The 25,183-nt window shown below is 46.8% G+C and carries 28 protein-coding genes; 16 read left to right on the top strand and 12 right to left on the bottom strand.

From position 1 onward, the window contains the following. Window positions 1–11: 11 nt before the first annotated feature. The 7 genes from EZE20_RS03445 to EZE20_RS03420 all read right to left on the bottom strand — a co-directional run bounded on the left by EZE20_RS03445 (window position 12) and on the right by EZE20_RS03420 (window position 5,626). On the bottom strand, window positions 12–2,429 hold the full coding sequence (locus EZE20_RS03445; protein ID WP_132114530.1) for an alpha-L-rhamnosidase-related protein: 2,418 nt from the start codon (window positions 2,427–2,429) through the stop codon (window positions 12–14). Between the two features lie 300 nt (window positions 2,430–2,729). Further along, complete coding sequence (locus EZE20_RS03440) at window positions 2,730–3,422, bottom strand: DUF3800 domain-containing protein (RefSeq protein WP_132114528.1); 693 nt, start codon at window positions 3,420–3,422, stop codon at window positions 2,730–2,732. A gap of 235 nt (window positions 3,423–3,657) precedes the next feature. Further along, a complete protein-coding gene (locus tag EZE20_RS23945; protein WP_165933399.1) occupies window positions 3,658–3,810 on the bottom strand; it encodes a hypothetical protein in 153 nt (50 codons plus the stop codon). 122 nt (window positions 3,811–3,932) lie between these two features. Beyond that, window positions 3,933–4,142 (bottom strand): hypothetical protein, encoded by a 210-nt coding sequence (locus EZE20_RS03435; protein WP_132114526.1) that lies wholly within the window; start codon window positions 4,140–4,142, stop codon window positions 3,933–3,935. Next, entirely contained in the window at window positions 4,123–4,554 is a 432-nt protein-coding gene (locus EZE20_RS03430; RefSeq protein WP_132114524.1) for a hypothetical protein, read from the bottom strand. The genes EZE20_RS03435 and EZE20_RS03430 overlap by 20 nt, the downstream gene beginning before the upstream one ends. A 29-nt stretch (window positions 4,555–4,583) precedes the next feature. After that, window positions 4,584–4,946, bottom strand: coding sequence for an RHS repeat domain-containing protein (locus tag EZE20_RS03425; protein WP_228713545.1), 363 nt, complete (start codon window positions 4,944–4,946; stop codon window positions 4,584–4,586). Between the two features lie 29 nt (window positions 4,947–4,975). Beyond that, window positions 4,976–5,626, bottom strand: coding sequence for a hypothetical protein (locus EZE20_RS03420; protein ID WP_132114520.1), 651 nt, complete (start codon window positions 5,624–5,626; stop codon window positions 4,976–4,978). Between the two features lie 8 nt (window positions 5,627–5,634). Here EZE20_RS03420 and EZE20_RS03415 point away from each other — a divergent pair, with 8 nt between their 5' ends. Then, window positions 5,635–7,137, top strand: a complete 1,503-nt coding sequence (locus EZE20_RS03415; protein WP_228713510.1) for a TolC family protein — start codon at window positions 5,635–5,637, stop codon at window positions 7,135–7,137. A gap of 54 nt (window positions 7,138–7,191) precedes the next feature. Continuing rightward, complete coding sequence (locus tag EZE20_RS03410) at window positions 7,192–8,592, top strand: efflux RND transporter periplasmic adaptor subunit (RefSeq protein WP_132114518.1); 1,401 nt, start codon at window positions 7,192–7,194, stop codon at window positions 8,590–8,592. Window positions 8,593–8,748: 156 nt separating this feature from the next. On the opposite strand, the gene EZE20_RS03405 is transcribed toward EZE20_RS03410, so the two are convergent. Next, the gene (locus EZE20_RS03405) at window positions 8,749–9,087 is read right to left on the bottom strand and encodes a DUF2853 family protein (RefSeq protein WP_132114516.1); all 339 of its coding nucleotides are present in this window, start codon (window positions 9,085–9,087) and stop codon (window positions 8,749–8,751) included. Window positions 9,088–9,334: 247 nt separating this feature from the next. Here EZE20_RS03405 and EZE20_RS03400 point away from each other — a divergent pair, with 247 nt between their 5' ends. Both EZE20_RS03400 and pckA read left to right on the top strand, forming a co-directional pair. Beyond that, window positions 9,335–10,342: an NAD(P)H-dependent glycerol-3-phosphate dehydrogenase gene (locus EZE20_RS03400; RefSeq protein ID WP_132114514.1), complete on the top strand. Its 1,008-nt coding sequence runs from the start codon at window positions 9,335–9,337 to the stop codon at window positions 10,340–10,342. Window positions 10,343–10,967: 625 nt separating this feature from the next. Beyond that, window positions 10,968–12,557, top strand: coding sequence for a phosphoenolpyruvate carboxykinase (ATP) (gene pckA / locus EZE20_RS03395; RefSeq protein ID WP_132114512.1), 1,590 nt, complete (start codon window positions 10,968–10,970; stop codon window positions 12,555–12,557). Between the two features lie 317 nt (window positions 12,558–12,874). Here the strand turns inward: pckA and EZE20_RS03390 are convergent, their stop codons facing one another. Beyond that, a complete protein-coding gene (locus tag EZE20_RS03390) occupies window positions 12,875–13,147 on the bottom strand; it encodes an acylphosphatase (RefSeq protein WP_132114510.1) in 273 nt (90 codons plus the stop codon). Window positions 13,148–13,289: 142 nt separating this feature from the next. Between EZE20_RS03390 and EZE20_RS03385 the strand changes: the two genes are divergently transcribed. Further along, the gene (locus tag EZE20_RS03385; protein ID WP_132114508.1) at window positions 13,290–14,993 is read left to right on the top strand and encodes an N-acyl-D-amino-acid deacylase family protein; all 1,704 of its coding nucleotides are present in this window, start codon (window positions 13,290–13,292) and stop codon (window positions 14,991–14,993) included. A gap of 3 nt (window positions 14,994–14,996) precedes the next feature. On the opposite strand, the gene EZE20_RS03380 is transcribed toward EZE20_RS03385, so the two are convergent. Further along, on the bottom strand, window positions 14,997–15,539 hold the full coding sequence (locus tag EZE20_RS03380; protein WP_132114506.1) for a GNAT family N-acetyltransferase: 543 nt from the start codon (window positions 15,537–15,539) through the stop codon (window positions 14,997–14,999). A 409-nt stretch (window positions 15,540–15,948) separates the two neighbouring features. Here EZE20_RS03380 and EZE20_RS03375 point away from each other — a divergent pair, with 409 nt between their 5' ends. Next, window positions 15,949–16,230 (top strand): 2TM domain-containing protein, encoded by a 282-nt coding sequence (locus EZE20_RS03375; protein WP_132114504.1) that lies wholly within the window; start codon window positions 15,949–15,951, stop codon window positions 16,228–16,230. Between the two features lie 38 nt (window positions 16,231–16,268). Beyond that, on the top strand, window positions 16,269–16,526 hold the full coding sequence (locus EZE20_RS03370) for a 2TM domain-containing protein (protein WP_132114502.1): 258 nt from the start codon (window positions 16,269–16,271) through the stop codon (window positions 16,524–16,526). A 34-nt stretch (window positions 16,527–16,560) separates the two neighbouring features. Here EZE20_RS03370 and EZE20_RS03365 read toward each other — a convergent pair whose 3' ends face one another. Together EZE20_RS03365 and EZE20_RS03360 are read right to left on the bottom strand one after the other, a co-directional pair. Beyond that, window positions 16,561–17,355, bottom strand: a complete 795-nt coding sequence (locus tag EZE20_RS03365; protein WP_132114500.1) for a thymidylate synthase — start codon at window positions 17,353–17,355, stop codon at window positions 16,561–16,563. Between the two features lie 53 nt (window positions 17,356–17,408). After that, window positions 17,409–17,840 carry an OsmC family protein gene (locus tag EZE20_RS03360; protein ID WP_132114498.1) on the bottom strand — a complete coding sequence of 144 codons (432 nt, stop codon included), beginning with the start codon at window positions 17,838–17,840 and terminating at the stop codon, window positions 17,409–17,411. Window positions 17,841–18,043: 203 nt separating this feature from the next. Here EZE20_RS03360 and EZE20_RS03355 point away from each other — a divergent pair, with 203 nt between their 5' ends. The 9 genes from EZE20_RS03355 (at window position 18,044) to EZE20_RS03315 (ending at window position 25,180) form a co-directional block, all read left to right on the top strand. Continuing rightward, the gene (locus EZE20_RS03355) at window positions 18,044–18,787 is read left to right on the top strand and encodes an NYN domain-containing protein (RefSeq protein WP_132114496.1); all 744 of its coding nucleotides are present in this window, start codon (window positions 18,044–18,046) and stop codon (window positions 18,785–18,787) included. Between the two features lie 107 nt (window positions 18,788–18,894). Next, window positions 18,895–19,929, top strand: a complete 1,035-nt coding sequence (locus tag EZE20_RS03350; RefSeq protein WP_132114494.1) for a sialidase family protein — start codon at window positions 18,895–18,897, stop codon at window positions 19,927–19,929. A 60-nt stretch (window positions 19,930–19,989) separates the two neighbouring features. After that, on the top strand, window positions 19,990–20,424 hold the full coding sequence (locus EZE20_RS03345; protein ID WP_132114492.1) for a hypothetical protein: 435 nt from the start codon (window positions 19,990–19,992) through the stop codon (window positions 20,422–20,424). A 125-nt stretch (window positions 20,425–20,549) separates the two neighbouring features. Further along, the gene (locus EZE20_RS03340) at window positions 20,550–20,792 is read left to right on the top strand and encodes a 4a-hydroxytetrahydrobiopterin dehydratase (RefSeq protein ID WP_132114490.1); all 243 of its coding nucleotides are present in this window, start codon (window positions 20,550–20,552) and stop codon (window positions 20,790–20,792) included. Window positions 20,793–20,883: 91 nt separating this feature from the next. Then, window positions 20,884–21,552: a 16S rRNA (cytidine(1402)-2'-O)-methyltransferase gene (gene rsmI / locus EZE20_RS03335; RefSeq protein WP_132114488.1), complete on the top strand. Its 669-nt coding sequence runs from the start codon at window positions 20,884–20,886 to the stop codon at window positions 21,550–21,552. Beyond that, window positions 21,518–22,759: an Lnb N-terminal periplasmic domain-containing protein gene (locus EZE20_RS03330; protein WP_228713509.1), complete on the top strand. Its 1,242-nt coding sequence runs from the start codon at window positions 21,518–21,520 to the stop codon at window positions 22,757–22,759. The genes rsmI and EZE20_RS03330 overlap by 35 nt, the downstream gene beginning before the upstream one ends. Then, window positions 22,756–23,547: an inositol monophosphatase family protein gene (locus EZE20_RS03325; RefSeq protein WP_132114484.1), complete on the top strand. Its 792-nt coding sequence runs from the start codon at window positions 22,756–22,758 to the stop codon at window positions 23,545–23,547. The genes EZE20_RS03330 and EZE20_RS03325 overlap by 4 nt, the downstream gene beginning before the upstream one ends. A gap of 90 nt (window positions 23,548–23,637) precedes the next feature. Beyond that, the gene (locus EZE20_RS03320; RefSeq protein WP_132114482.1) at window positions 23,638–24,045 is read left to right on the top strand and encodes a sugar 3,4-ketoisomerase; all 408 of its coding nucleotides are present in this window, start codon (window positions 23,638–23,640) and stop codon (window positions 24,043–24,045) included. Window positions 24,046–24,088: 43 nt separating this feature from the next. Then, window positions 24,089–25,180 carry a DegT/DnrJ/EryC1/StrS family aminotransferase gene (locus EZE20_RS03315; RefSeq protein ID WP_132114480.1) on the top strand — a complete coding sequence of 364 codons (1,092 nt, stop codon included), beginning with the start codon at window positions 24,089–24,091 and terminating at the stop codon, window positions 25,178–25,180. Window positions 25,181–25,183 lie beyond the last annotated feature (3 nt).

The raw sequence follows: 25,183 nt of genomic DNA, 5'->3' as shown, positions 1-25,183 counted from the left end.
TCTTGAATAAATTATTTGCTTACTTCTACGGTCATTTCTTTTCCCGAAATTTCAAGAAGTTCAAAATTTCCGTCCCGCTTAGGTTTTACACTTTTTCCATTCAACGTCCAGATTGAAAATTTTCCTGCCGGAAACGCAATCAGGCATTTCCAGTCGGGTTTTGTCTGGAAAATAACGAGTTTTTCAACAGCATCTTTTCGAGAAAAATCAATACTCAGTTCATTATCTCCAATTTGCACATTTTCAAGACTTGCCTGTGGCCATTCGGACGGCATTTGCGGTTGAATCCGAACGGTTTTTAAATCGGCTCGAGGCTTGATGCCAAAAAATTGCTGCACAATCGGTACCGCATAGCTGTACAAATTCCAGGCCTGCGTAACCATGCCATAATCCGGCGAAACTTCATACAGAGAGCCGGGCAACGCATAGCCGAACGAGCGGGTCATGCGCTTCAAGTAGCCCAACGCTTCATCAGGCCGGCCATAGTTATTTTCGGCAATCGCCTGAACACCAGTCGGCAGGGTCATGACGGCACCCGTGTAGGAAAAAACTTTTTTGCCTTTTGCAAACGAACTTTCATCCTTTCCAGCCGATTCGTCACGATCAATTCCCGTCACAAACATGCCATACGGATTCACAAACTGACTACCGGTTGCAAGGGCTACAAGTGCTTTGGCGGTATCGGCCACGCCGGTTTCCATGGGCGTATTGACTACCCAATTATGGTGTAGTACAAATCCCTGTTTTTGGGCAGCAGGCAGCTTTTTTACCCGTTCAGCCGTTGCTTTCAGTTCTTCTACCGCCCAGGGTTTTTTAAGCGTATCGGCCCGAATCAGCGCATCGTCAATGAGCTTCAAGGTTTGAGGAGGAAGGCCAATAAAATCGGCGTAGGAACGGTAGTCGGGCACCCAAAAATCCTGATTTATTTTTACCTTCAATTGAGCCGCTGTTGCTGCGTAGCGAGTGGCAAGTTCGGATTCACCCATCAGTTGAGCCATTTGGGCCGCATCCGAAAAAGCCCGCTGCGTGTAAGCCGCCACGTCGATCATCTCGCTGTTGAGCCCGTGGATTTCCATCATGCCAAATCCATCGGGAAGCAGATTTCCATCCTTATCATTTTCTGCAAGCAGCCATTCCAGCCCTTTTTTAACCGCAGGAAAATAAGTTTTAAGAAACTCTTTGTCGCCGTTCCATTGGTACATCGTCCAAATCAACGAGACAAATTGCGGGGTTTCGTTTACATTCCCAGGATTAAAAACCGCACCATTGGTGGACACCTCGTGGATAATCCGTCCATTCCCATTTTCTTTTTCTGACAATTTTTGAATTAAATCAACCGTCTGCCTTGCCAGATCAAAGCGTCCGGTGGCCATCGCCCCCTGCAAGGTGTAGGTATTGTCAACACCAAACCACCACGGATAGTCGGGAAGCCCCGCCGAAAGCCCTCGCCCCTGTTTCGGTACATCGCGGATGAGCCAATCGGTGTTGTATTTTACCCATTCGTAGGCCGTCTGTAGCTGCTTGTCCGGGATCGTCAGCCGCGACTGACGGGCTATTTCCTGGTAGCGTTTTTGCTTCGCCAGCAAATCCTGCGCAGCGTCTTTACCAGCCGTAGCGAGCGTTTGTCTGACCTCATTCTCAGACTTATACGAGCCCGCCACGGTTAGCGGAAGAGAAGCCATTCCGTTGGCAGGCACTTCCAGCGCATAAGTCATTGCCATACGGGTACCCTTGCCTTTCGGACTGTACGTGCAATTGGCGGGAGCTGTTGTATGGCTTTGGGGCATCACCGATGCCGCTACAGCTACAAACCACGGATTCAGACTATCTTTAGCGATCCATCCCTGCATTTCTTCGTCCCAGGTGGGCAGGTCAGGCCCGTCAATCATTTGAGTGCGTTCGCCCAGCCAGGTGGGGCGCAAATCGGTGTAGGCGGTCCATTCGAGCGATATATTTTGTTTTTCCGGCTGCTCGTTGTGAATAATATATTCCAAATGAATCGCTTCTTTACCATCGGGCACAAAATGGAAGCGCTCTACCCAAACTTTGATATCGGGAAAGCGGAAAACCAGCTTATTGGCGAAGGGGTAGTTTATAAACTGCGTCGCCTGATCGAGGCAGTACGCTCGGTCGCCGACGTGTAAAGTGGCCGTAAAGCCGTCCAGCAATTTGATGGGATGATCCCAGATTCCACCCATTTCGCCCTCAATGTGCCAGCCCAAATCCGGAAAACTACCGTTCTGCGCACCCACCATATAGACTCGGTCTCCGGCGCTGACGAATGGAGTTTGAAGATATTCAGAGCGGCCAATCAGACTATCGGTTTCTGACAGCAGACCGCTGAGCGAGGTTTGCTGTCGGGGTGGTGAAGCACAATTTAACAGCCCAAGTCCAGCCAGAACAAGGACGGCGGAAGTACATTTTTTCATTATAGGTTACTATTTTTCAGGGGTTAAATCTAATGAATCTAACAATCATTTGTACATCAGCGAATGAATAATGCAGGTAGCGACTGCTCGGCGGTGCATTGCCCAAATGATTTTTGAGGTATTTTTTGGGTGGGTGCGAAGGTCCTGAGGGGACTTCGGCCACGGAGGGGGTGATAAGGGCCTGAGGAGACTCAGGCCACGGAGGGGACGGTATGTTGCCCAGGTGGTTTTTGAGGTAATTTTTGCGTGGGTGTGAAGGCCTGGGGGCTTGGGCCGCTGCGATGTTTTTCCTTATTGTAATCAAAGTCGCTCACATAATCCGTGTTTTACACCACCAACCTGGTCAATTCTTTCTTCAATGATTGAAAAAAACTGATCATCCCCATGTTCATATTTTCTGAATGCGGAATAGGCAACTAAGTCAGCTAATTGGATAAGTCGAGAGGCCTTTGAGTCCAGAAAAAGGGGAACCTCAGATAAATTACGGAGGACGCCCCATTTATGTCCGATAGTTCTGAAATCGGTTGCAAGACCTTGAATGGTTGTTTCGTAAGTAGATTTATCGAAGATAATCAGGCCACGTTGGGTATCGTTTTTCTTATGTAACCTGGCGAGATAATGATCGAATCGACTCGCTATTTGCTCAAAAGAGAGTTCGACTGGATCATTTGGAGAAATTTTTTCTTTATTGAAAACGCAAACAAAAATTCGGTTTGAGATATTTGATTGGGCAAATACACCTAGTACTTCTTTAAGAACCTGAAACCGTTGCTCCTTTTCAAACTGCCTCCAGAATTTTTTTCCACCATAAATCGGACTCCCATGAAACTCAACTGACATTGGATCGGCAGGGTTTATCCGCTCGGCTATTTTGTCCAGCTCACTCGCTATCCAATAACTTTGGCGCTCAAAAATAGAAATGCCAGCCAACACAAAATGTTTCTGCTGCCTGTCTCCGGCACTACCTGATTCGTCAATGTAAAGTAAATGCATAAAAAAAGGCAGTCAAGGAGAAACCATGTTCTCACGGCCTGAATTCGTCAGACCTCTCAACTGCATTACAAATATAACGTAAATTCCCAACTGAAAAGTTTTCTTAGGCCAAGTTTACCCATAACTGAGAGATAACCGTATAGACTATAACTCAACCCCAGTTGCCAATAATGGTCTCAGCCAATCTCTTTTATATGCCAGCGGATCCACACTCATCCACCTGCCCAACGTAGCATCATACTGCCGGGCGCCATAGTCCAAAAAGCCCGTCGTTGGGCGGTGCGCCGCTCCGATGCTTCTCCTTGCCGTTGTACAGGTACTTGTTTTTATCACTGCCGCTACGGCTCACTTCGTGGCCAAAGGCGTAGTAGTCGGTTTCCTGGATCACCGTGCCGCTTTCATCGAAAACTACCCTGACGTTACCCAGGTGGTCTTTGAGGTAGTACTGTAATTCCTAGCTGATAAGAGCTTGAAGTCCAGCTACGAAGGGGGAAAATGGTAACCTGAAATTTATTCAGTATCATCTTCAAAAAAATCGGGATGCAAGGGAATAGACTTAACTATCTTTTCAATAAAATGATTTTTATGTGAAAAAAGTTGTTGGCTTTCTTCACTGTCAATATTAGGATATATACTTAACACTAATGCATCTTTTAGTGAAAGATAGTTTCCACAAAAACAACACAATACTTCTGAATTATTATTCAACTGACCATCCATGATTTTTTCCCATTTTATTGATTGATTTTTTTGACCAATTATTCATAGTTGTAATTAGTTTTCCTGTATTTTGATTTTCTATGAATCCACTAAATCTCCCTGGTGTAACTTCATGTATGAAGACTTTTGCTCCATCACCCTGAATAATTGGTTTTTGAACTAATAATTTAATTGCTTTAACTTCTTCAATAGAAAGTACTCCTCCTCTTGTTGCTGCTACCCCTGCTAATCGTTCGGCCCCATGTTTGGTTAAGGATATGCCTCCCGCGGCATCATCCGCCAAAATTACACCTTCTTTTTTTGCTAATTCAACACCTGCTTTCTTCAGCCCTAGCTTTATCCCAGTAGCAAGCCACTGTATGCCGGCATTGTAGAGGGCGCCGAGGCCTGTCAGTTCATACAATGCCGTCATCGCCTGAACGGGTAGTAGCGGGTTCTGCTCTAAATCACGGTAGGAGTTGCCTGGCTGCTTATTGCTTCTTCCATCTCCTCCGGGGCCATTGGTTCCAGTATTTTTACTCCCATCGCCCTTTGTTGTTTCAATCTGATAAGCAATTCCGGGCGTAACCGAAGCGGAGGAGTTCTGAGCGCTGTAAGTGCCATAGCCGTCGGAGTACTCATATTCGAGCATGCCCGTTCGGTGTACTTCAGCGGATTATTAAATCCATATCGGTAGGGCGTCCAGTCGGGCGCCTGCTCGGCCAGCGGATCCCCACTCATCCACCTGCCCAACGTAGCATCATACTGCCGGGCGCCGTAGTCCAAAAAGCCCGTGTTGGGTTGCTTCTCCTTGCCGTTGTACAGGTACTTATTTTTATCACTGCCGCTGCGGCTTACTTCGTGGCCAAAGGCGTAGTAGTCGGTTTCATCTGGATCACCGTGCCGCTTTCATCGAAAACTACTCTGACGTTCCCCAGGTGGTCTTTCAGGTAGTAATTCAAACTGTATGTTCCGTTGGTGTTGCGGATGAGCTGCCCTTCCGGCAGGCCAATGCGCAGCAGGGTGCCGTCGCCTTTGTACTCAAAGGCCCCCGCGTAGTAGGTAATGCCCGCCGGGGCCTGCAGGCGGTGTTTGGCGCCCGTGCCGTCGTAGGTGTAGCGCAGCTCCTGCCCTCCTTTGTTGATATACCGCAGCAGGTTGAGGGCGTTGTACAGCAGGCCGTTGTCGGCGTAGCCCCGGTTGAGGTCGCGCGTCAGGTTGCCGTTGTTATCGTAGGCCATTTCGTTGGCCTGGTTGCTGCCGTTGGCAAAGCCCTCGGTGCTGCCGCTGGCGTCGTCTACTCGGTGCAGCCGGTTGCCCAGGTAGTGGTAGGTCAGCTGGTCGAGTTCGTAGGTCTTCCTGCTGACATCAAGATTTATGATATTAGCACCTGAAAATTCCCTACTAATCAGCAGATACGTCCATTTTAACAATCCATGCAACCGCCCGTCCCAAAAGGATGGTTGAATTTTCTTTGATCTAGTAATATTGGTTACCAAAACCATGCGCTTCTATGATGTACTTGTTACGAAAACCCATTTTTTTACTGCTTTGCTCACTCAGCAGCATTCTGTCCCCTACCCTCGCTCAGGTCACGACCCAAAGCACCACCAACCCGAAGGTGGAAGAGCTTTCGCTGGAAGAATGTATTCAGATTGCCCTGCAAAACAATTTACAGATCAAACAGTCGGCCCTGCAGGTGAGCGCCGACCAAAACAACCTTATTCAGTCCAAATGGCAGCGTTGGCCAAGTTTGGGTTTCAATGCCTCGCAGGGTTTTAGTTTCGGACGAAACATTGACCCTTTTACCAACCAATTTGTGCAGCAGAATATCAGCTTCAACAATTATAGCCTCAATTCGAGCGTGACGCTGTTCAACGGCTTTCAGCTGCAAAATACAATTCGGCAAAATGACCTCACGCTTCAGGCCAGCCAAAAAGACTTTGCGACCAACCGCAACGACGTGATGCTCAATGTAGCCCTTGCCTACGTGCAGGTTCTCAGCAATGAAGAGTTGATTGAGGTATCTACCCGGCAGATTGAGGCCACGCAGTTGCAGCTCGACCGTACCCAACGGCTTGTGGATGCGGGCACACTCGCTGAAAGTCAGTTGTTTGATCTGCGGGCACAGATTGCCAACGACGAACTTTCGCTGGTAAATGCCCAAAATAACCTGGAATCGGCCCGATTGACGCTCAAACAATTGATGAATTTGCCTGCAAGTGAGCAAATTACGGTGCAGCGCCTCAACGTAGCCGATCCGGCACTACGGGCTTATGAATCGTCGGTAAATGAAGTATACGAAACAGCCATACAAAATTTGCCGCAGATGCAGGCGGCCCAACTTCGGATTCAGGCGGCACAGCAGGGCGTAGAAGTGGCCAAATCGCAGGGGCTGCCCAGCTTGTCATTAAGTGGCGGACTTAGCTCGGCATTTTCCAGCGCGGCGCCTTCCGAGCGCTTCGTGGCTGATGGAACCGGCACAACTACCACGCCCGTTCCTTCGCAAACCCGCTTTGTGCAGGCGGGAGAATTTACCTTTCCGGTCGTGGAACTTGTGACCGTACCTAACGGCTCGGTGCAACACTTTGGCTATTTTGATCAGTTGAACTTTAACCGAAATTCTTCGCTCAATTTGAGTTTGCGAATTCCCATTTTTACTAATTACCAAACGAAATACCGGGTTGCCAATGCCAAAATCCAGCAGAAAAATACCGAATTTCAGGCCGATCTGATTAGTCAGCAAATACGCCTGAACGTAGAGCAGGCTTACATTGATTTATCAAACTCAGGAAAACGGTATAGCGCTACGGCCAATCAGGTGCGGGCACTCGAAGAAGCCTTCCGCGTGTCCGAAAGCCGGTTGGGCGTGGGTGCCATAAATTCCGCTGATTATAGTATTTCGAAGGCTAATTTGGACCGCGCGCGGGCCAACCTGATTCAGACCAAGTACGATTATGTCCTGCGGACAAAAATTCTGGATTTTTACATGAACAAGCCTTTAACTCTTGACTAATCAACTCACATTCACTTATTAATTTTTCCAAAACAGTAAACCTTAAACTAAAATATGGCTCGTAAATCTTCAAATCGTATATGGTGGATCGTGGGGGGTGTGGTTGTGGTACTGCTCGGCGGCCTTGTGGTGGCCAAACAGGCCGGATGGGTGGGGCAGACTAAGCCCACGGAAGTAGAATTCAGCACTGTCAAAAAGACTGACATTATCGAACGCGTGAGTGCGTCGGGGCGGGTGCAGCCCGAAGTTGAAGTAAAATTGAGTCCGGATGTATCCGGTGAAATAACTGCTCTGTACGTCGAGGAAGGCGATTCGGTGAAGCAGGGACAACTTTTATTGAAAATCAGACCCGATAACTACGAGTCGCTTTTTGCCCGCGCACAGGCAACGGTTAATTCGAGCAAGGCTTCGGTGGAGCAATCAAAAGCTGCTTTGGCACAAGCCGAATCGCGTTTGCTCCGGGCCAAGGCGGACTACGATCGGAACAAAAAACTATTTGAAGACAAAGTAGTTTCGGCCGCTGATTTTGAACAAATCCGGGCGAACTATCAGGTAGCTCAGCAGGATATTGAAGCTGCCCGAGCCAATATATCTGCGGCCCAATTCAACGTCAAGAGCTCAGAGGCGGGCTTACGCGACGCTGCCGAAAACCTCCGCAAAACCACCATTTTTGCCCCTGTGAGCGGGGTAATTTCCCTCCTGAATGTGGAAGTTGGCGAACGTGTGGTTGGGACAAGCCAAATGGCCGGAACTGAACTCATGCGAATTGCCAACCTGAGCAATATGGAAGTACGGGTGAATGTGAACGAGAATGACATCGTACGCGTGATGTTGGGCGATACCGCCGAAATCGACGTTGATGCATACAGCGGAAGCGGTCGGAAATTTCAGGGTGTTGTAACCGAAATCGCCAACACGGCAAGCGGATTAACATCCGCTACGGGCTCGGCAGCAGCTGATGCAGTAACGGAGTTTGAAGTGAAGATAAAAATTCTGAACGAATCATTTCAGGACTTAATGAATAGCCGCACCAAACGGTCTTATCCGTTCAAACCCGGCATGACTGCCTCGGTTGATATTATCACCGATCGGAGACCTAATGTACTGTCAGTTCCTATTGCTGCTGTAACCACTCGTAGCAATAAAACCGATAATGAGCCCAAAGGCCCAACTCAGCCGGATACTCCGAAGGACAAAGAAAAATCTGTGAAAGAAGAGCCAATCAAGGAAGTGGTTTTTGTGGATAGCGCAGGTGTGGCCAAAGTACGTGAAGTAAAAACCGGTATCAGCGACTTTGAAAATATTCAGATACTGTCCGGTCTCAAAGAAGGCGAAACGATAGTATCGGGACCATTTATAATTGTATCCAAAAGTCTCAAAAATGATGATAAGATTATCAGGAAGCAGGCTGAGGTGAAAAAAGGTGCAAAAGATTCAAAAGAAAATGACGATTAATACGTTCTGTCTATGTATTAATTCGATTTAGTTTAGGTTAAGAAAATGGAAATCCTTGTGGTCTTACCGCAAGGATTTTTTATTTCTATTTCCGAAGAACTTGCTAAGTAGCAGGGAATCAAATCACTGGTTGCTGCATTTTGAGTCGAATTCTTCTTAGGCGTAAGCTGATTCCTGCCCAAGTTTAACAACCAACAGGTAGTAAAACAGCGCCCGGTATTTGTTGCGGTTTGAGCTTCCGAATGTTTCACAAACCGACTGAATGGCAGCATCAAGTTCGGCGCTGTCGGCGAGGCCAAGTTTTTTGATCAGGAAATTAGCTTTCAACCGGTCAAGTTCCGATTGATCGCCGCAGGAAACCTTCGCAGAGTCCGCATTATAGATCGAAGGACCCAATCCTTTTGTAACTTTTGTCAATAACTCAGAATCAACTGAAACCCCGATTTTTTGGGCTTGGTCCAGATAAGTTGCAATCAAATCGTCAAATTTGCTCATAAATTTAGGTTTATTTAGGAATGAAAATAGTAGGGCGTTTTGCTTACACCAATGAAACATTTTTTTAATATAAATCAAAGTCAGGACGTAGCTTTACCCTAAAAGTTTCTCAGGAATTTATTTTAAGGAAAAAGGCGGCATTTTTTCAATCCTCAATAATTTAAAAATATATAACCACTCTATACAGTTGTACAGCTTTCAGTCAACGAAATCTGAGACCTGTCTGTACCAGATAAAATCACCTCAAATGAATCAAACTCTTACGGAAAAAATCGCGGTTATTGGTGGAGGCAGCTGGGCCACGGCCCTGGTCAAAATCCTGTGTGAGCAGCCGCACATTCAGGTGCGTTGGTGGCTTCGCAGCGCGGAAGACATCGCTCATATCCGAACCTACCACCACAACCCAAGCTACCTGAGCGACGTTTATCTTTCACCTAAAAAAGTGAAGGTCTGCGACAAAATCAAAGAAGCCATTAAAGGAGCACAGTACGTGGTGCTGGCAATTCCGGCAGCGTTTATTGAAGAGCCGCTTCGCGAGTTGTCTCCTGAGTTACTGAAAGGGAAGCGCATCGTATCGGCTATAAAAGGGATGGTTCCTCACAAAAACAAACTCGTAACAGACTGGATTGAAGAAACTTACGGAATACCTTTGGATGATATGTGCGTCATAGCCGGGCCATGCCACGCCGAAGAAGTAGCGCTGGAAAAGCAATCGTACCTAACAATAGCCTCCACAAATCTGGCCTGTTCCGAAGATTTTTCAAAGCTGATGACCTGTCGCTACGTGACGGCCAACCCTCTCACCGACCTGTATGGCGTCGAATATGCAGCCGTCATGAAGAACATAGTAGCGCTGGCATGCGGCATTACGCACGGCATTGGCTACGGCGACAATTTTCAGGCGGTGATGGTAGCCAACGCCATGCAGGAAATCAGGCGGTTTGTGACGGCGGTTGACCCGCGTGAACGCGATTTGAGTTCTTCGGCCTATTTGGGCGATCTACTCGTGACGGCCTACTCGCAATTTAGCCGGAATCGGCTTTTTGGAAATATGATTGGGCGCGGGTACAGCGTCAAGGCCGCTCAGCTCGAAATGAAAATGATTGCCGAAGGGTATTATGCAGCAAAAAGTATTTTTACAATGAACGAAAAGTATCAGGTATCTATGCCCATAACCGAGGCTGTTTATCGGATTTTGTACGAGGGCGCCGCACCTGCCTTCGTGATGGAACAGCTCAAAAAACACCTGAAATAAGAATTTAAAACACCATGACTACCATCATCTATTCAGCTGTCGTTCGTAGGGCTGAAAGGTAAAGTTCCTGGTTATTTTTGTTTGTATTTAAGTAATCATGCAGAATTAGATTATATTCTAAAAATATAAACTCTCAAATGCTCCGCAGGAGCATTCCATGCCGGGCTAACCGTTTGTAGTCAATTTGTTGATAATGAGTATAACTAGCTCCGTTAGGAGCGAACCATCAGCAGCACCCACTGGCCGCTCCTAGCGGAGCTCATGAGAGATAAATGGACATTATTCTACTAACGGTAAGCCTCTACGAGGCATAAGTAGTACTAGTATTCAAGAGATGCCCATTAAAAATTTATACTCTAAACTAATTCTGCCTGACTACTTAAGTAATCGTGCAGAATTAGATTATACTGTTTTACACAAAAAATTTATTACAATACCCTGAAAATCAAGTAAATAAAAAAGCTAACAGCTAATCGCTAAATGCTCATAGCTACTTAAGTATTTGAGCATATTTAGATTATTCTTAAAAGTACCACAAAGTGTTGATTTACAACAACATATTCCTAATGGCTAATAACCTAATTCCTAATAGCTACTAATTCATCATGCCTAATTAAACCATATCATGACAACTGCCTTTACCCTGAATCAATACGGACTGCGCAATAAAGAATTTATTCGAAATGCTGCACCTGCCAAACTATACGAATTGGCCATCCGCTACGAAGACGAAGCGGCTATTTCGGACACCGGGGCGCTCATGCTGCAATCGGGCACCAAAACCGGACGCAGCCCCAAAGACAAACGCATCATTGAAAGGCCCGAAAGTACGGACGATATTTGGTGGGGTTCGGTGAATATAAAAATGGACGAACATACGTTTGACATCAATCGTCAGCGCGCTATCGACTATTTCAATACCCGTACCAGATTATATGTCGTAGATGGTTACGCCGGTTGGGATCCTGCCTATCAGATCAAAGTGCGCGTCATCTGTACCCGCCCTTATCATGCCCTTTTTATGCATAACATGCTGATCCGACCCACGGAAGAGCAACTTGAAACTTTTGGCGAGCCGGACTACGTCATCCTGAACGCAGGCGAGTTTCCGGCCAATCCCTACACCACCCACATGAACTCCCGCACGAGCGTAGACTTGTGCTTTGAGCGAAAAGAATTTGTGATTTTGGGAACGGAGTATGCCGGAGAAATGAAGAAAGGTGTGTTTACGATCATGAATTATATCATGCCAAAACAAAATATCCTGTCGATGCACTGCTCGGCCAACGAAGGTGCAACGGGGGATGTAAGTCTGTTTTTTGGGTTGAGCGGCACGGGAAAAACCACCCTTTCGGCAGATGCCCGGCGTCACCTCATCGGCGATGACGAGCATTGCTGGTCCGACCGGGGTATTTTTAATATTGAAGGGGGCTGCTACGCCAAAGCCATCAACTTGTCGGCAGAAAAAGAACCCGAAATTTATCAGGCTATTCGCTTCGGCACAGTTCTGGAAAATGTGGGCTATAATCCAAAAACGCACGTCGTTGATTATGACGATACCTCAATTACAGAAAATACCCGCGCCTCCTACCCCATTGAATTTATTCCCAATGCCAGGATTCCGTGCGTGGGCGGGCATCCCAAAAACATCATTTTCCTGACTTGTGATGCCTATGGTGTGCTGCCGCCCGTTGCGAAACTAAGCCCTTCGCAGGCGATGTACCACTTCATCAGTGGCTACACAGCCAAAGTAGCGGGCACCGAAATGGGTGTCACCGAACCGCAGGCTACGTTTTCAGCCTGTTTTGGGGCAGCCTTTATGGTGTGGCATCCCAACAAATACGCAGAACTGCTGGCCCAGAAAATTCAGGAAAATGATACGCACGTATGGTTGGTAAATACCGGCTGGACGGGCGGTGCCTATGGTACCGGTTCACGTATCAAACTGAAATATACCCGGTCGATTATCGACGCCATACATGACGGCACTCTTGCGACTGCACCTACCCAAACAGAGCCCGTTTTTGGGTTTGAGATTCCGACAACCTGCGCCGGACTACCAGACGAGATGCTTTTCCCCAAACAAACCTGGTCCGATGCTTCGGCTTATGACCAAACGCTAAATCATTTGGCGAGTTTGTTTTCAAAAAACTTTGAGGTATTCAGGGATGGATGTACAGAGGAAATCATTGCTGCAGGGCCGAAAGTAAGCTGAATGTAAACATTAAATAATCAAGCAAATTTAAGCTGTATTTTAAAGTTGGGAGCGGCCCGCCAGCATCAACCTAAGATGGGCCGCTCCTAACGGAGCTCAAAAGCATTTCAACAAGGAAAACCCTACACAAACAAGACGCCTCGCTGAGGTTGTTTTTTTGAAAATCAATGAATCATTTCATCTTTACCTTCTTCTTTTATTGAACGTAAATTTTACAGCGTAGGAAAAAGTACTGTTGCACGATATGCAAAACTTTACAGCTACTTCACACATTCCTAAAACAATCTATAAAAATCACTTCATCCCAAAAATCATTTTCAACGTCTTTGCTCAAAGGTAGCATAACCAACCAAAGGACCTTCCAGCACCTGCACGTCATCTACCCGCGCCAGTAATGGCCCACGTCTGCACCAATCCAAAAACGTATCAAGCGCCTCCGGACTTCCTTCGGCTTCAATGCTTACACTTCCATCCGGATTATTTTGCACAAAACCATGAATCCCCTCCTGCCGGGCTTTTTGTTCGGCATTAGCCCGATACCACACTCCCTGCACCCGTCCCTGCACGCGAATACTGACATGTTTTTTCATACAAGACTATTCCTCTGGTTGCTTTAAATTTATTAAAATTACCCTTTCCTGCGGCTAATGAATCATTTTTAGAACTCTATTTTGTAAATTTAAAATTCGGGCTGTTCCTGCATCTTACTTAAAAAAATCAAACCAACTGATAATGATTTTTACACACCTGTCTCGCTTTTTGCGCTGCTTCTTTTGTCTTTTGGGTTTCGGAACTCTACTTCTGCCATTAGCTGCGCTTGGACAAACCTACGATGTAGTGATCCGAAATGGGCTTATTTACGACGGCTCCGGCAACAAACCTTTTGCGGGTGATCTTGCGCTGAACGAGCAACGCATTGTAGCAGTTGGGAAAGTAACGGGAAAAGGCAAACAGGAAATAGATGCACAGGGAAAGGCCGTAGCACCGGGTTTTGTCAATATGCTTAGCCACGCCTACACGGCCTTGCTTCTTGACGGGCGTTCTCTTTCGGATATAAAACAAGGCGTCACGCTGGAAGTATTCGGCGAAAACTCCATGGGTCCGCTTTCTCCCCAAATGAAAAAGGACATGATTGAGCAGCAGGGCAAAGAAACCTACGAGGTCAGCTGGACTTCGCTGGCTGAATTTATGAAGGTTCTTGAAAAAAAAGGGGTCGCCACCAACTTTGCCTCTTTCGTGAGCGCCTCCGAAATTCGGGAACATGAGCTGGGGCAAATCAACCGCGCCCCTACTCCGCAGGAACTGAACCGTATGAAAAATCTGGTGCGGCAGGCCATGCAGGAAGGCGCAATGGGTCTCACGACAATGCTCATTTATGTACCGGCTACCTTTGCTACCACCGACGAGCTAATTGAACTCAGTAAGGTTGCTGCTGAGTACGGCGGCCTGTTTACGGCTCACATTCGCAGCGAGGGAGATCGTTTTGAACAAGCCGTTGACGAGATGATCAGGCTTAGCAAAGAAGCCCGGATTCCGGTGGAGATATATCATTTAAAAGCCGCCGGAAAATCCAACTGGAATAAACTGGACAACGTGCTGGCCAAAATAGACAGTGTCAGAACCGCCGGATTGCCACTTTCGGCCAATATGTACAACTACATTGCCGGGGCTACCGGACTAGATGCAGCTATGCCCCCGTGGGTGCAGGAAGGCGGTCTGCAGGAGTGGCGGCGGCGGTTGCAGGAGCCGGAAGTTCGCAAAAAAGTTGCCGAAGAAATGTCAAAGCCAGCACCCGATTGGGAAAACCTCTGCCTCGCTGCGGGCCCGGATGGCACCATTTTGCTGGGTTTTAAGCAAGATTCTCTCAAAAAATATGTAGGTAAAACGCTATCCGAAGTGGCCCGTTTGCGTGGAAAATCCTGGCAGGAAACGGCGATGGACCTGGTCGTGCAGGATGACACAAGAGTGGGTGTTGCGTATTTTTTGATGTCGGAAGAAAATGTAAAAAAGCAGATCGCCCTGCCCTACATGAGTTTTGGCTCAGATGCTGCGTCTATTGCCCCGGAAGGAAACTCCCTCACCCGCAACCCGCACCCGCGTACGTACGGCAATTTTGCGCGCCTGCTGGGAAAATATGTGCGCGAAGAAAAAATAATTACGCTGGAAGAAGCCATTCGCCGCCTCACATCGCTCCCCTGCAATCATTTAAAAATACCGGATCGCGGTCAGTTGAAACCCGGCTACTTTGCCGATATTGTCATTTTTGATCCTGCCACAATTCAGGATAAAGCCACGTTCAATGCGCCTCATCAGTTGGCCGAAGGTGTTTTGCATGTATTTGTCAATGGAACGCAGGTGCTGAATCAGGGCGTTCATACGCTTGCCATGCCCGGTAAAGCGGTTTACGGTCCGGGATTGACCTCTCAAAAAAAGTGAGTGCTAATAGTCTTTCGGATCATCTTCCAGTATAGCATACTGAAAATTATCTATCCATTCCCCCCGAATGGGGAGCGATTTTCGTCTCAGGCCTTCGCACTGCATGCCGGCTTTTTCAACCACCCGAATCGACCGAGCGTTGTCTTTGGCAACGCCCGCCTCTATACGATGCAGGTTCAACTCCCGGAACCCAAAGCTGATGATGTTCTTTACAATCTCGGTAGCATAGCCATTTTGCCAATACTCAGGAAAAAGGCTGTAATGAATTTCGCCCCGCCGAAACCGGTCTGCCGAAAGATGCATGCCCGCTTCTCCCACAAATTGCCGGGTGTCGCGAAGCCAAACGGTCCAGGCGAAGTGCGTTCGCGGCACCGACTGCTGATCTTCGAGCGCTACCAGCATCACTTCGAGGGTATCGCCTGTGTGACGCGGAATCCCGATGGTGTTAAATTCTTCTACTTCTTTGACGCAATGCAGGCTGTGTATAAGCTCCACATCATCCCAGGTCGTTTCTTTAAGTACTAATCGTTCTGTACACAACTCCATTTTTTTATATGCTTTAATTTCTTTTTGCAAGTTCCAAAGTTGCGAATACCTTTTGATTGGGTATTGACTTTATTTGAAAAAATTGACAAAATGAATTTCAAAATTTTTCGATCATTATTGATGAGTGAATTAAAATGTAAATAATTTTGAATGTCAGGCTGAGCGAACAGGGCCGGCTGACAAATTTCTCCAACTCTAACTTTTCTTTACAGGATTATTCACCGATCATTAATCTGATTTTAGCTAATCGAGATTATAAATTTTTATACCTGCATCGTTTCACTCCCTGATTTTTCAGATTCATTCCGTTTTTCTATCAATTCATCCGAAACTTGTTCTTCCGGCAAACCTCGTACTATATCTTTACATCATCAAATTAATCAACTAACAATCAGCCATTTAATTGATCATGGAAACGAATCGAGACGAGTACCTCTGGAAAAAAGCGCAGAATCGGGCCGCTTTCAAAATCCACGCCCGAACCTACTTACTGGTAAATGCCGGACTGTGGATTGTGTATTATTTTATGCAATTGCAACCGTGGGGACGTAACATGCACCCGTGGCCCATTTGGCCCATGTTGGGTTGGGGCATTGGCCTGACAAGTCATTACTTTTCGGCCTACGGCTCCATCGATGAGCGTTCACTCGCAGAACGGGAATACCAGAAATTACTGGAAAAGAAAAGATAATTCATAAAAATACTTCAAACATTTAAAAATACAGACACATGGAAACCAAAAATGAAGCGCTATGGCGCCTTGCTCAATTGCGGGCCAAATTCAAAAACAGTGTAGTAACCTACCTGATTATCAATACCGCTCTGATTGTTTTCTGGTATTTGGGCAGCGGACCAAACACTTTCTTCTGGCCAGCATTTCCTCTCTTTTTCTGGGGATTGGGTTTAATGGGAGAATACTACCGGGCCTATTTGGATAAAGGCGACCTTGCCGAGAAAGAATATCAGAAGCTCGTTCAGAATCAATAAAAAAGCCTCTCCAAATACGGAGAGGCCAGGATTATCAGACCGCCACCGGTGCTTTGATGGCAGGCCACGGATCGTAGTTTTCCAGCGTGAAATCGTCATAGGTAAAGTCAAAAACCCGTTTTACGTCCGGATTCAGCCGCATCGTGGGCAAGGGCAAAATGGCCCGACCCAGTTGTTGCTCCACTTGTTGCAGGTGGTTGAGATAGATATGCGTGTCGCCGCCTGTCCACACAAAATCGCCCGGCTCAAAGCCGCACTCCTGCGCTACCATCAGGGTTAGCAAAGCGTAGCTTGCAATGTTGAATGGAACTCCCAAAAACACATCGGCGCTGCGTTGATAGAGCTGACACGAAAGTTTACCATCAGCTACATAAAACTGAAAAAGTGCGTGGCAGGGTTGAAGAGCCATATGCGGAAGGTCAGCCGGATTCCAGGCCGATACCATGATCCGCCGGGAGTCAGGGGAGGTTTTAAGTTGATGTAAAATCTCCTGAAACTGATCGATAATTTGGCCATCAGGAGCCGACCAACTGCGCCACTGCTTGCCGTATACCGGGCCAAGGTCGCCGTTTTCATCGGCCCATTCGTCCCAGATTTTCACCCCGTTTTCTTTCAGGTAGTTGATATTGGTATCTCCTTTCAGAAACCACAGCAATTCATGAATGATGGATTTTGTATGTACTTTTTTGGTGGTCACGAGCGGAAAACCCTCGGCCAAATTGAAGCGCATCTGATAGCCAAACACACTGATTGTGCCCGTGCCCGTCCGGTCGGTTTTGCGTGTACCCTTATCCAGAATATGTTGGAGGAGATCGTGGTATTGTTGCATGACTGAGTTTGTTTTTATAAAAAACTATTTATAAAAAATTAGTTATCAATTAGTTAGTCTTCTGTCTCTACCGTTACAGAATGCGTTATTGTGGCGCTCGATTCAAACTGCGCCGTAGCGGAGCAGTATTTTTCCATCGACAACTGCACGGCCCGATCCACTTTATCAGCATCCAGATTTTTTCCTTTCAGAATAAAATGCAGGTTTATCGTGCGGTACGGGCTTCGTTGCGTGCCGTCTTCTTTCACGCGGTCACCTTCGGCCACAATGCGAAAATCAGTAACTTCCTGCCGCTGTTTTTTCATAATCAGCACAATATCAATCGCACTGCAACTCGCCAATCCCATCAGGAGTAGTTCCATCGGCCTTACGCCGGCATTGTGTCCGCCGATTTCGGGTGATCCATCTACATGTACTTTTATTTCTGAGGAACCTGAACCTTCAAAATGAAAGGCATCATTGACCCGAATAAGTTCTATTTTCATGAATATTGGTTATTATTTTAGGGCTTTTGTTTGTTAAATTATGAAAATCCGTGCCCAAATTTTGTACAAAAATCCAATTAGTTTTTAAGGTTAAAAACTTCTGAATCATAAATTTTATTTTGCAGGTTCTTTTTTGATACTTTACCTTCACCTTTATCAACACATAATTATGACTGATTTTTCCCCAACTGACCCCGAACAGTATGCAAACCACCACAATACCTGACCTTCGATTGGCTGTTTTGATTGACGCTGACAATGTACCGTACGCCAATCTGACGGGCATGATGGAGGAAATTGCCAAGTACGGTACGCCCACGTTTAAGCGTATTTATGGCGATTGGACCAATCCTCGCCTCGGCGGTTGGAAAGCCGTTCTGCTCGAAAATGCCATTACACCCATCCAACAGTACAGCTATACCTCCGGGAAAAACGCTACCGACTCGGCTATGATAATCGACGCCATGGATATTTTATATACCGGGCGTGTGGACGGTTTTTGCCTGGTTTCGAGCGACAGCGATTTCACACGATTGGCCATTCGTCTGCGCGAGGCGGGCATGAAGGTGTTTGGCATGGGGGAGCAAAAAACTCCTTCGGCCTTTACGTCGGCCTGTGATCGATTTATTTATATTGAAATTTTACAAAAAGAAGAGCCGTCCAAAATTTCGGCCACGGCTCCCCGAATCATTGAAAAAAATGTACGCACGGACCCAAAATTACTGACTCTGATTTCGGGCAGCATCGAAGATTTGGCCGACGAAGATGGCTGGGCATTTTTGGGTGAACTGGGAAATTTACTTATAAAAAAACAACCCAGTTTTGATGCCCGAAACTATGGGTTTGCCAAATTGTTGCCCTTAATCAAAAGTTTCAAACAATTTGAGGTAGACGAGCGCCCGACCGGAATCGGAAACATTCGACATGTATTTGTAAAAAATAAGTAGGTTCCCGCACTAGTCTATTTTAGTAGGTCGAGGTATTATGTAGAAGGTGGCGCAAGTCGCTTTCTCGATTTCGTTTTTATTCCTTTACCCTTACCTATTCTGCTTATATGCTACAACGATTCAGTTTTTTTCTCTGCCTTTTTGCGCTTTCCGGCGCAGGTTTCGCTCAGCCCAAAGCCACGCTGATTACGCAGGAATTTATTTTTGAAAATCCGCCCGTACCTTCCTGCCACGCCTCCACTATCGTGGAAGTTACACCCGGAACCTGGATGGCGGCCTGGTTTGGCGGCACCGAAGAAGGAAACAAGGATGTCGGGATTTGGCTCGCCAGCCAAAAAAACGGCACATGGAGCAAGCCTTTGCTTATGGACGAAGGTATTATGAGTGAAAAGCTTCGTTATCCGTGCTGGAATCCGGTTTTGTTTAAATCGCAGGCGGGTGTCCTTTTTTTGTTTTATAAAGTAGGTCCCTCACCCCGGGAATGGTGGGGTATGGTGCGCACTTCTACCGACAACGGAGCGAACTGGTCGAAGGCCGAGCGCCTGCCCGACGGCGTACTGGGACCTATCAAAAACAAACCCACGCAACTGGCCAACGGCACGATATTGAGCCCGTCGAGTACGGAAACCAAAACGAGCTGGAAAGCTCATATCGAACGATCGGAAGACGGTGGAAAAACCTGGACAGTAGAGCCGATTGACCACAAAACCGACCTGGACGTGATTCAGGGCAGTATTTTGACTTATCCCGGCAACCGTCTGCAAATGCTCTGCCGCAGCAAACAAAATCAGATTGCCGAAGTATGGTCGGAAGATGGAGGTAAAACCTGGGGGACTTTTTCCAAAACTCATTTGCTCAACCCAAACTCGGGAACTGACGCCGTAACGTTGAAAAACGGCTGGCAGGTACTGATCTATAACCCCACGATTCGGGGAAAAGACTGGGACAATGGTCGGCAAAAATTGCACGTGGCGGTATCCAAAGACGGCATGAGCTGGGCCGATGTGCATGTACTTGAAAATCAACCACGAGGCGAATACAGCTACCCGGCCGTAGTACAGGCTGCCGACGGAAATGTACATATTACCTATACCTGGGAGCGACGGAAGGTACGTCACGTGGTGCTGGCGCTCGATTTTTAAGTATACGTAGAAAAACTATCCGGGGGATTCTGTCGTTGTATTTACATAAAATCAACGGATATGAATTCCCCTTTTTCCTGCTGTATTCTGGCTTTTTTTCTATTATTTTCCTGTCAAAAAGAGACTGAACGCGTACCCGAAGCGCAGGCAAACTCTTCCTTTGAAGGCACTTACGCAGGCTACCGCTCGCAGCGTCTGGCAAATGAACTAGCCACAGATTCAACCAAAATAACGCTCGAAGTCTCTCGAATTTCTGATAGTCAAATACAGATTTTACAAACCTCACCCAACGAGTTTAGTTACCTTGTAACCATGAAAAACCACCGGTTCAGCTACGACCGTGGCCTGGGCGAAGCCGACTGTGGCGCTGCTTCGATTCAGGGCGAAGGAGTTTTTCAGAACAATTCCCTGGTTTTACTCGAAACCCTTCGCTGCACCCGCAACACCTCCTACCCCGATCGGCACGTTCAGTTACGGGCGTTTAAACAGCGTTGATAAAATCGCTATACTTTTTTATAAAAACCTGATTCACAAATAATTAAATAAACTTTATTCCAAAAACAATTCTATCAAATCTTTACATAAATAAGTAAATATCAACTTCTAAAAACCGAAACATTATGTGGATTGAACATTCCAATAAACTTACCCGCACGTTTACCTTTGCCGATTTTCGTGAAGCTTTTGTATTTATGACGAAGGTCGCTGAGCTGGCGGAGGCGCAGGGACATCATCCGTGGTGGTCAAATGTGTATAATAAAGTTACGATTGAACTTACAACCCATGATGCGGGCAATGTGGTTACAGAAAAAGACTATAATCTGGCTGAGGCCATTGATATAATTCATCGAAAAAGCAGCTGATTGAATCCCTGCGCGTGACGACGCAATTGCTGAATTGCTCGTTTTCTCCTACCTTCGATTCTTTGCACATTCAAAAAGCAATTGCGAAGGCATGAAATTGTACCTCGTCCCGACTCCCATCGGCAATCTGGAAGACATTACCCTGCGGGCTGTTCAGGTCTTGAAAAGCGTAGATCTTATTCTTGCGGAAGATACCCGCACGTCCGGACACCTGCTCAAACATTTGGAAATAAGCAAGCCCATGCAGAGCTATCATATTCATAATGAGCACCAAACCATTCAACGACTGACGGCTCGGATGCTCAAAGGTGAAACGATGGCGCTGATTTCGGATGCAGGTACGCCTGCTATATCGGACCCCGGATTTTTACTGGTTCGCGAGTGTATTCGTCAACAGATTGCCGTAGAATGCCTGCCGGGGCCAACGGCCTTTGTACCCGCGCTTGTCAACTCCGGTTTGCCCGCCGACCGCTTTACTTTTGAGGGATTTTTACCGCACAAAAAAGGTCGCCAAACCCGCCTGAAAGAGTTGGCCGAAGAAACCCGCACCATGATTTTTTATGAGTCACCCCACCGGCTTGTCAAATCTCTGACGCAGTTTGCGGAGTATTTCGGCCCCGAGCGCCCGGCTTGCGTCTCCCGTGAATTATCAAAACTTTATGAAGAGAACGTCCGGGGCTCTTTACAGGAAATTATTACTTACTTTACCGAAAAAAGTGTCAAAGGTGAAATCGTTATTGTTGTGGGCGGAAAGCCCTGAAATCCACCGGCTGCCGGGTTTAAAGCTCGCATTGGCCTTCTGTTTTGTTTTTCTGGTTTCGTTTGATCGGGCGCAGGCACAGCTTAGCCTGAGTCCACAGGCCAAGATCAGCCTCATCACCGTCGGGCCCGGCGATGCGCTTTATTCAAGTTTTGGCCACAGCGCTCTATGGGTTTATGATCCTGTTTATCAGCTTGATCGGGCGTATAGTTACGGGACTTTCAGTTTTGAAACCGGAAATTTTTACGTTAAATTTTTACGCGGCACGCTTCCCTACACCATTTCGGTTCATCCGCTTTCTCCGCAATTTGCCTACTGGCAATCCGAAAATCGCTCCGTGCTGGAACAGGAACTCCGGCTATCGCCTCAGCAAAAGCAGCGACTATACAATTACCTGGAAACTAATCTTTTACCTCAAAACAGAGAGTATCAGTACAAGTTTTTTTATGATAACTGTTCCACCCGCCTGCGCGATGCTCTGCAAGCCGCCTGCGGCGACAGCCTTTCTTTTGCAGGCTACACCCGCGAAACCAGGAGTTTTCGGCAATGGATTGACAAATATGCGTACAAACAAAAGCCCTGGTCCGACTTTGGAATGGATCTGGCGATTGGCGCCCCTTCCGACGAAATCGCCACGCCTGAGCAGGCTACTTTTTTGCCTGATAACCTGAGCGCCGCTTTTACTGATTCCAAAATAGCCGATGCCGCCGGGCAGGTGCAGCCACTTGTGCTCTCGGAACGTGTGATGTACGCGGCGTATCCCGAAGAAGAATCAATCGGACTTACTCCTATGATCTTTTTTTGGGTGCTCGCCGGGCTGATCCTTGCCTATACCGTGTGGCAACTCAAAACGGATCGACTCAATTTTACGCTCGACAAAATTTTGTTTAGCATCATAGGGCTTACGGGCTGGCTTATCGTCTTACTTTGGTTTGGGACCAATCATGGCGTTACGAACTGGAATTATGATATACTGTGGGCGTTTCCGCTATGGCTTCCGGTGGTTTTTTATTTTTCAAAGACCAAAAAACCAGCCTGGTTTCAGTGGTTTCTGATGGGCTACGGATTGTTACTGCTTTTTTCAACAGGCAATCTTTTGAAACATAATTATGTCGTAATTCCTATCCTGGCTTTACTGATTACGAGAGTCTATTACATCAATAATTCTTTGGAAAAAATACCGGTTACTGAAAAAAACAACCTATGAATCTGGAAAAACTCACCACCGAAACTATTGAGATTGTTCGTCAGGCCTCTTCCTTTATTCAACAGGAAGCCGCTTTGTTTAAACAAGACAAAATTGAGTATAAAGATGTGAACAATCTGGTTTCCTACGTTGATAAAGAAACCGAAAAATTGCTTGTTGACGGTTTGAGAGCACTTTTACCAGAAGCTAGCTTCATTACCGAAGAAGGCACCACCGGGCAGGAACCCAACCCCGAAGCACTTAACTGGATCATTGATCCGCTGGACGGCACGGCCAATTTTGTACATGGACTTCCGGTTTATTGCGTCAGCGTTGGCCTGGTGCGTGGTACGGAGCCGCTGTTGGGTGTCATTCATGAGCCTAACCGCAACGAGCTTTTTTATGGCTGGCAAAACGGTGGCGCCTGGTGCAACGGTGAGCAGCTGCACGTTTCAAAAGCCCGACAGCTGGGCGAAAGTTTGCTGGCGACGGGTTTTCCGTACTACAAATTTGACAAGCATGACCGGTACATGAAAATCCTGGAAGTTTTGATGCAAAAGACGCACGGCCTTCGGCGCATGGGTGCAGCAGCGGTCGACCTGGCTTATGTAGCTGCCGGAAGATTTGATGGTTTTTATGAGTACAATCTCAACTCCTGGGATATGGCCGCCGGCGTGTTGCTGATTCAGGAAGCGGGTGGAATTGTAACTGATTTTTCAGGAGGAAATAAATATTTATTTGGAGGAGATATTGTGGCAGGTAGCCCGGTGCACCCGGAACTATTGGCGGTGATCAAGGAAATTTTTTAATGGTTGTAGCAAAAAACACGTATTTTGCATATTGTATAGAGGGGAAAGGATTCGTGAATTAAAATACATCACACTATTCAAACATTCTACATGCCTAGCTTATTAGAGCTAAATACCTTTCACTCTGAGTCCGGAAACCTTACGGTTTTTGAGAAAATAATGCCCGGTAACATAAAACGGGTATTCTATATTTATGGTGCCGGAGAGATTCCCCGGGGAGGACATCGACATAAAAAAACCTGGAACGCACTCATTTGCCTGCATGGAAAATGCCGGGTATATGTGCATACGGGCGATGAAGAGGCAAATTATTGGCTCGAAAAACCCTCCTCCTGCCTGATTTTAGAACCACGCGACTGGCATACAATGGAAGATTTTTCGGAAGATGCCATACTTTTGGTTCTTTCCAATGAATATTATGACCGCAGCGACTACATTGATGAACCCTATGACACGCGGTCACTGGAAGAGTCTTTCCGAAGCTTAATTTCAAAATAGCCTGATTTTCAAAGGTATACAAACGAAGTAAAGCGATTTTTCCATGATTCCGTTTTTGGATTTACAGCAACTAAATGCCCCGCATCAGGCGGCTATTGAAACCGCAGTGCAGCGGGTCGTCCGATCAGGGTGGTATATTTTGGGTCAGGAGTTGACTACTTTTGAAAAGAGCTTTGCGGATTATTGCGAAGCTTCGCATTGTGTGGGCGTAGCCAACGGATTAGACGCCCTCCAGCTAATTCTGCAAGCGTACGATTTCCCAAAAGATAGTGAAGTCATTGTTCCGGCGAATACCTACATAGCCTCGGTCCTTTCGATTAGCTTTTTAGGACTTGTACCCGTATTTGTTGAACCGGACCCCAAAACGATGCTGTTGGATCCGGCTCGCATCGAAGAAAAAATTACTTATAAAACCAAAGCTGTTTTACCGGTTCATTTGTACGGACGCAGCTGCGAAATGGCTCCTGTTCAGGAAATTGCCTCACGTTTTGGATTAAAAATAGTAACTGATTGCGCACAATCTCACGGGGCAACTTATGCTTTCAGCAAAAAGGAGACGCTGGGAGATGCCGCTGCTTTTAGTTTCTATCCAACCAAAAATCTCGGTGCTTTGGGTGATGCCGGAGCGGTGGTCACGTCCGATGCCGAATTGGCCAAAAAAATCAGATACCTCCGAAACTATGGCTCCAACAAAAAGTACTTCAATGAATATCAGGGTGTCAATAGCCGGCTTGATGAAATGCAGGCAGCTGTTCTGAATGCAAAACTTCCTTTTCTGGATCGTGAAAATCAGCATCGGCGGGAATTGGCTCAATATTACCTGAACTCCATTCAGTTGTCCGAATTGGTTCTTCCACCCGCCGATCGGCTTGATGAAGACGTTTGGCACCTTTTTGTGGTCAGGCATCCTCGCCGCGCAGCCTTTATTGACTATTTGCTCCAATGTGGCATCCAAACAAATATTCATTACCCGTTGCCGATTCATCATCAAAAAGCCTATCAACAGTATAGTCACCTGCGTTTACCCATCACCGAACAGATTCATCAGGAAGTCGTGAGCCTACCGCTGAGTCCGGTTCTGTCACTCGAACAGGTCGCCTATATTTGTGATTGCATCAATCAATTTAAGGGATAAGTA

Source organism: Arundinibacter roseus (assembly GCF_004348825.1).
In the GTDB taxonomy this organism is placed as follows: domain Bacteria; phylum Bacteroidota; class Bacteroidia; order Cytophagales; family Spirosomataceae; genus Arundinibacter; species Arundinibacter roseus.
Note: the sequence above shows the minus strand (reverse complement) of the source record. Positions and strands in the feature narration are given on the sequence as shown.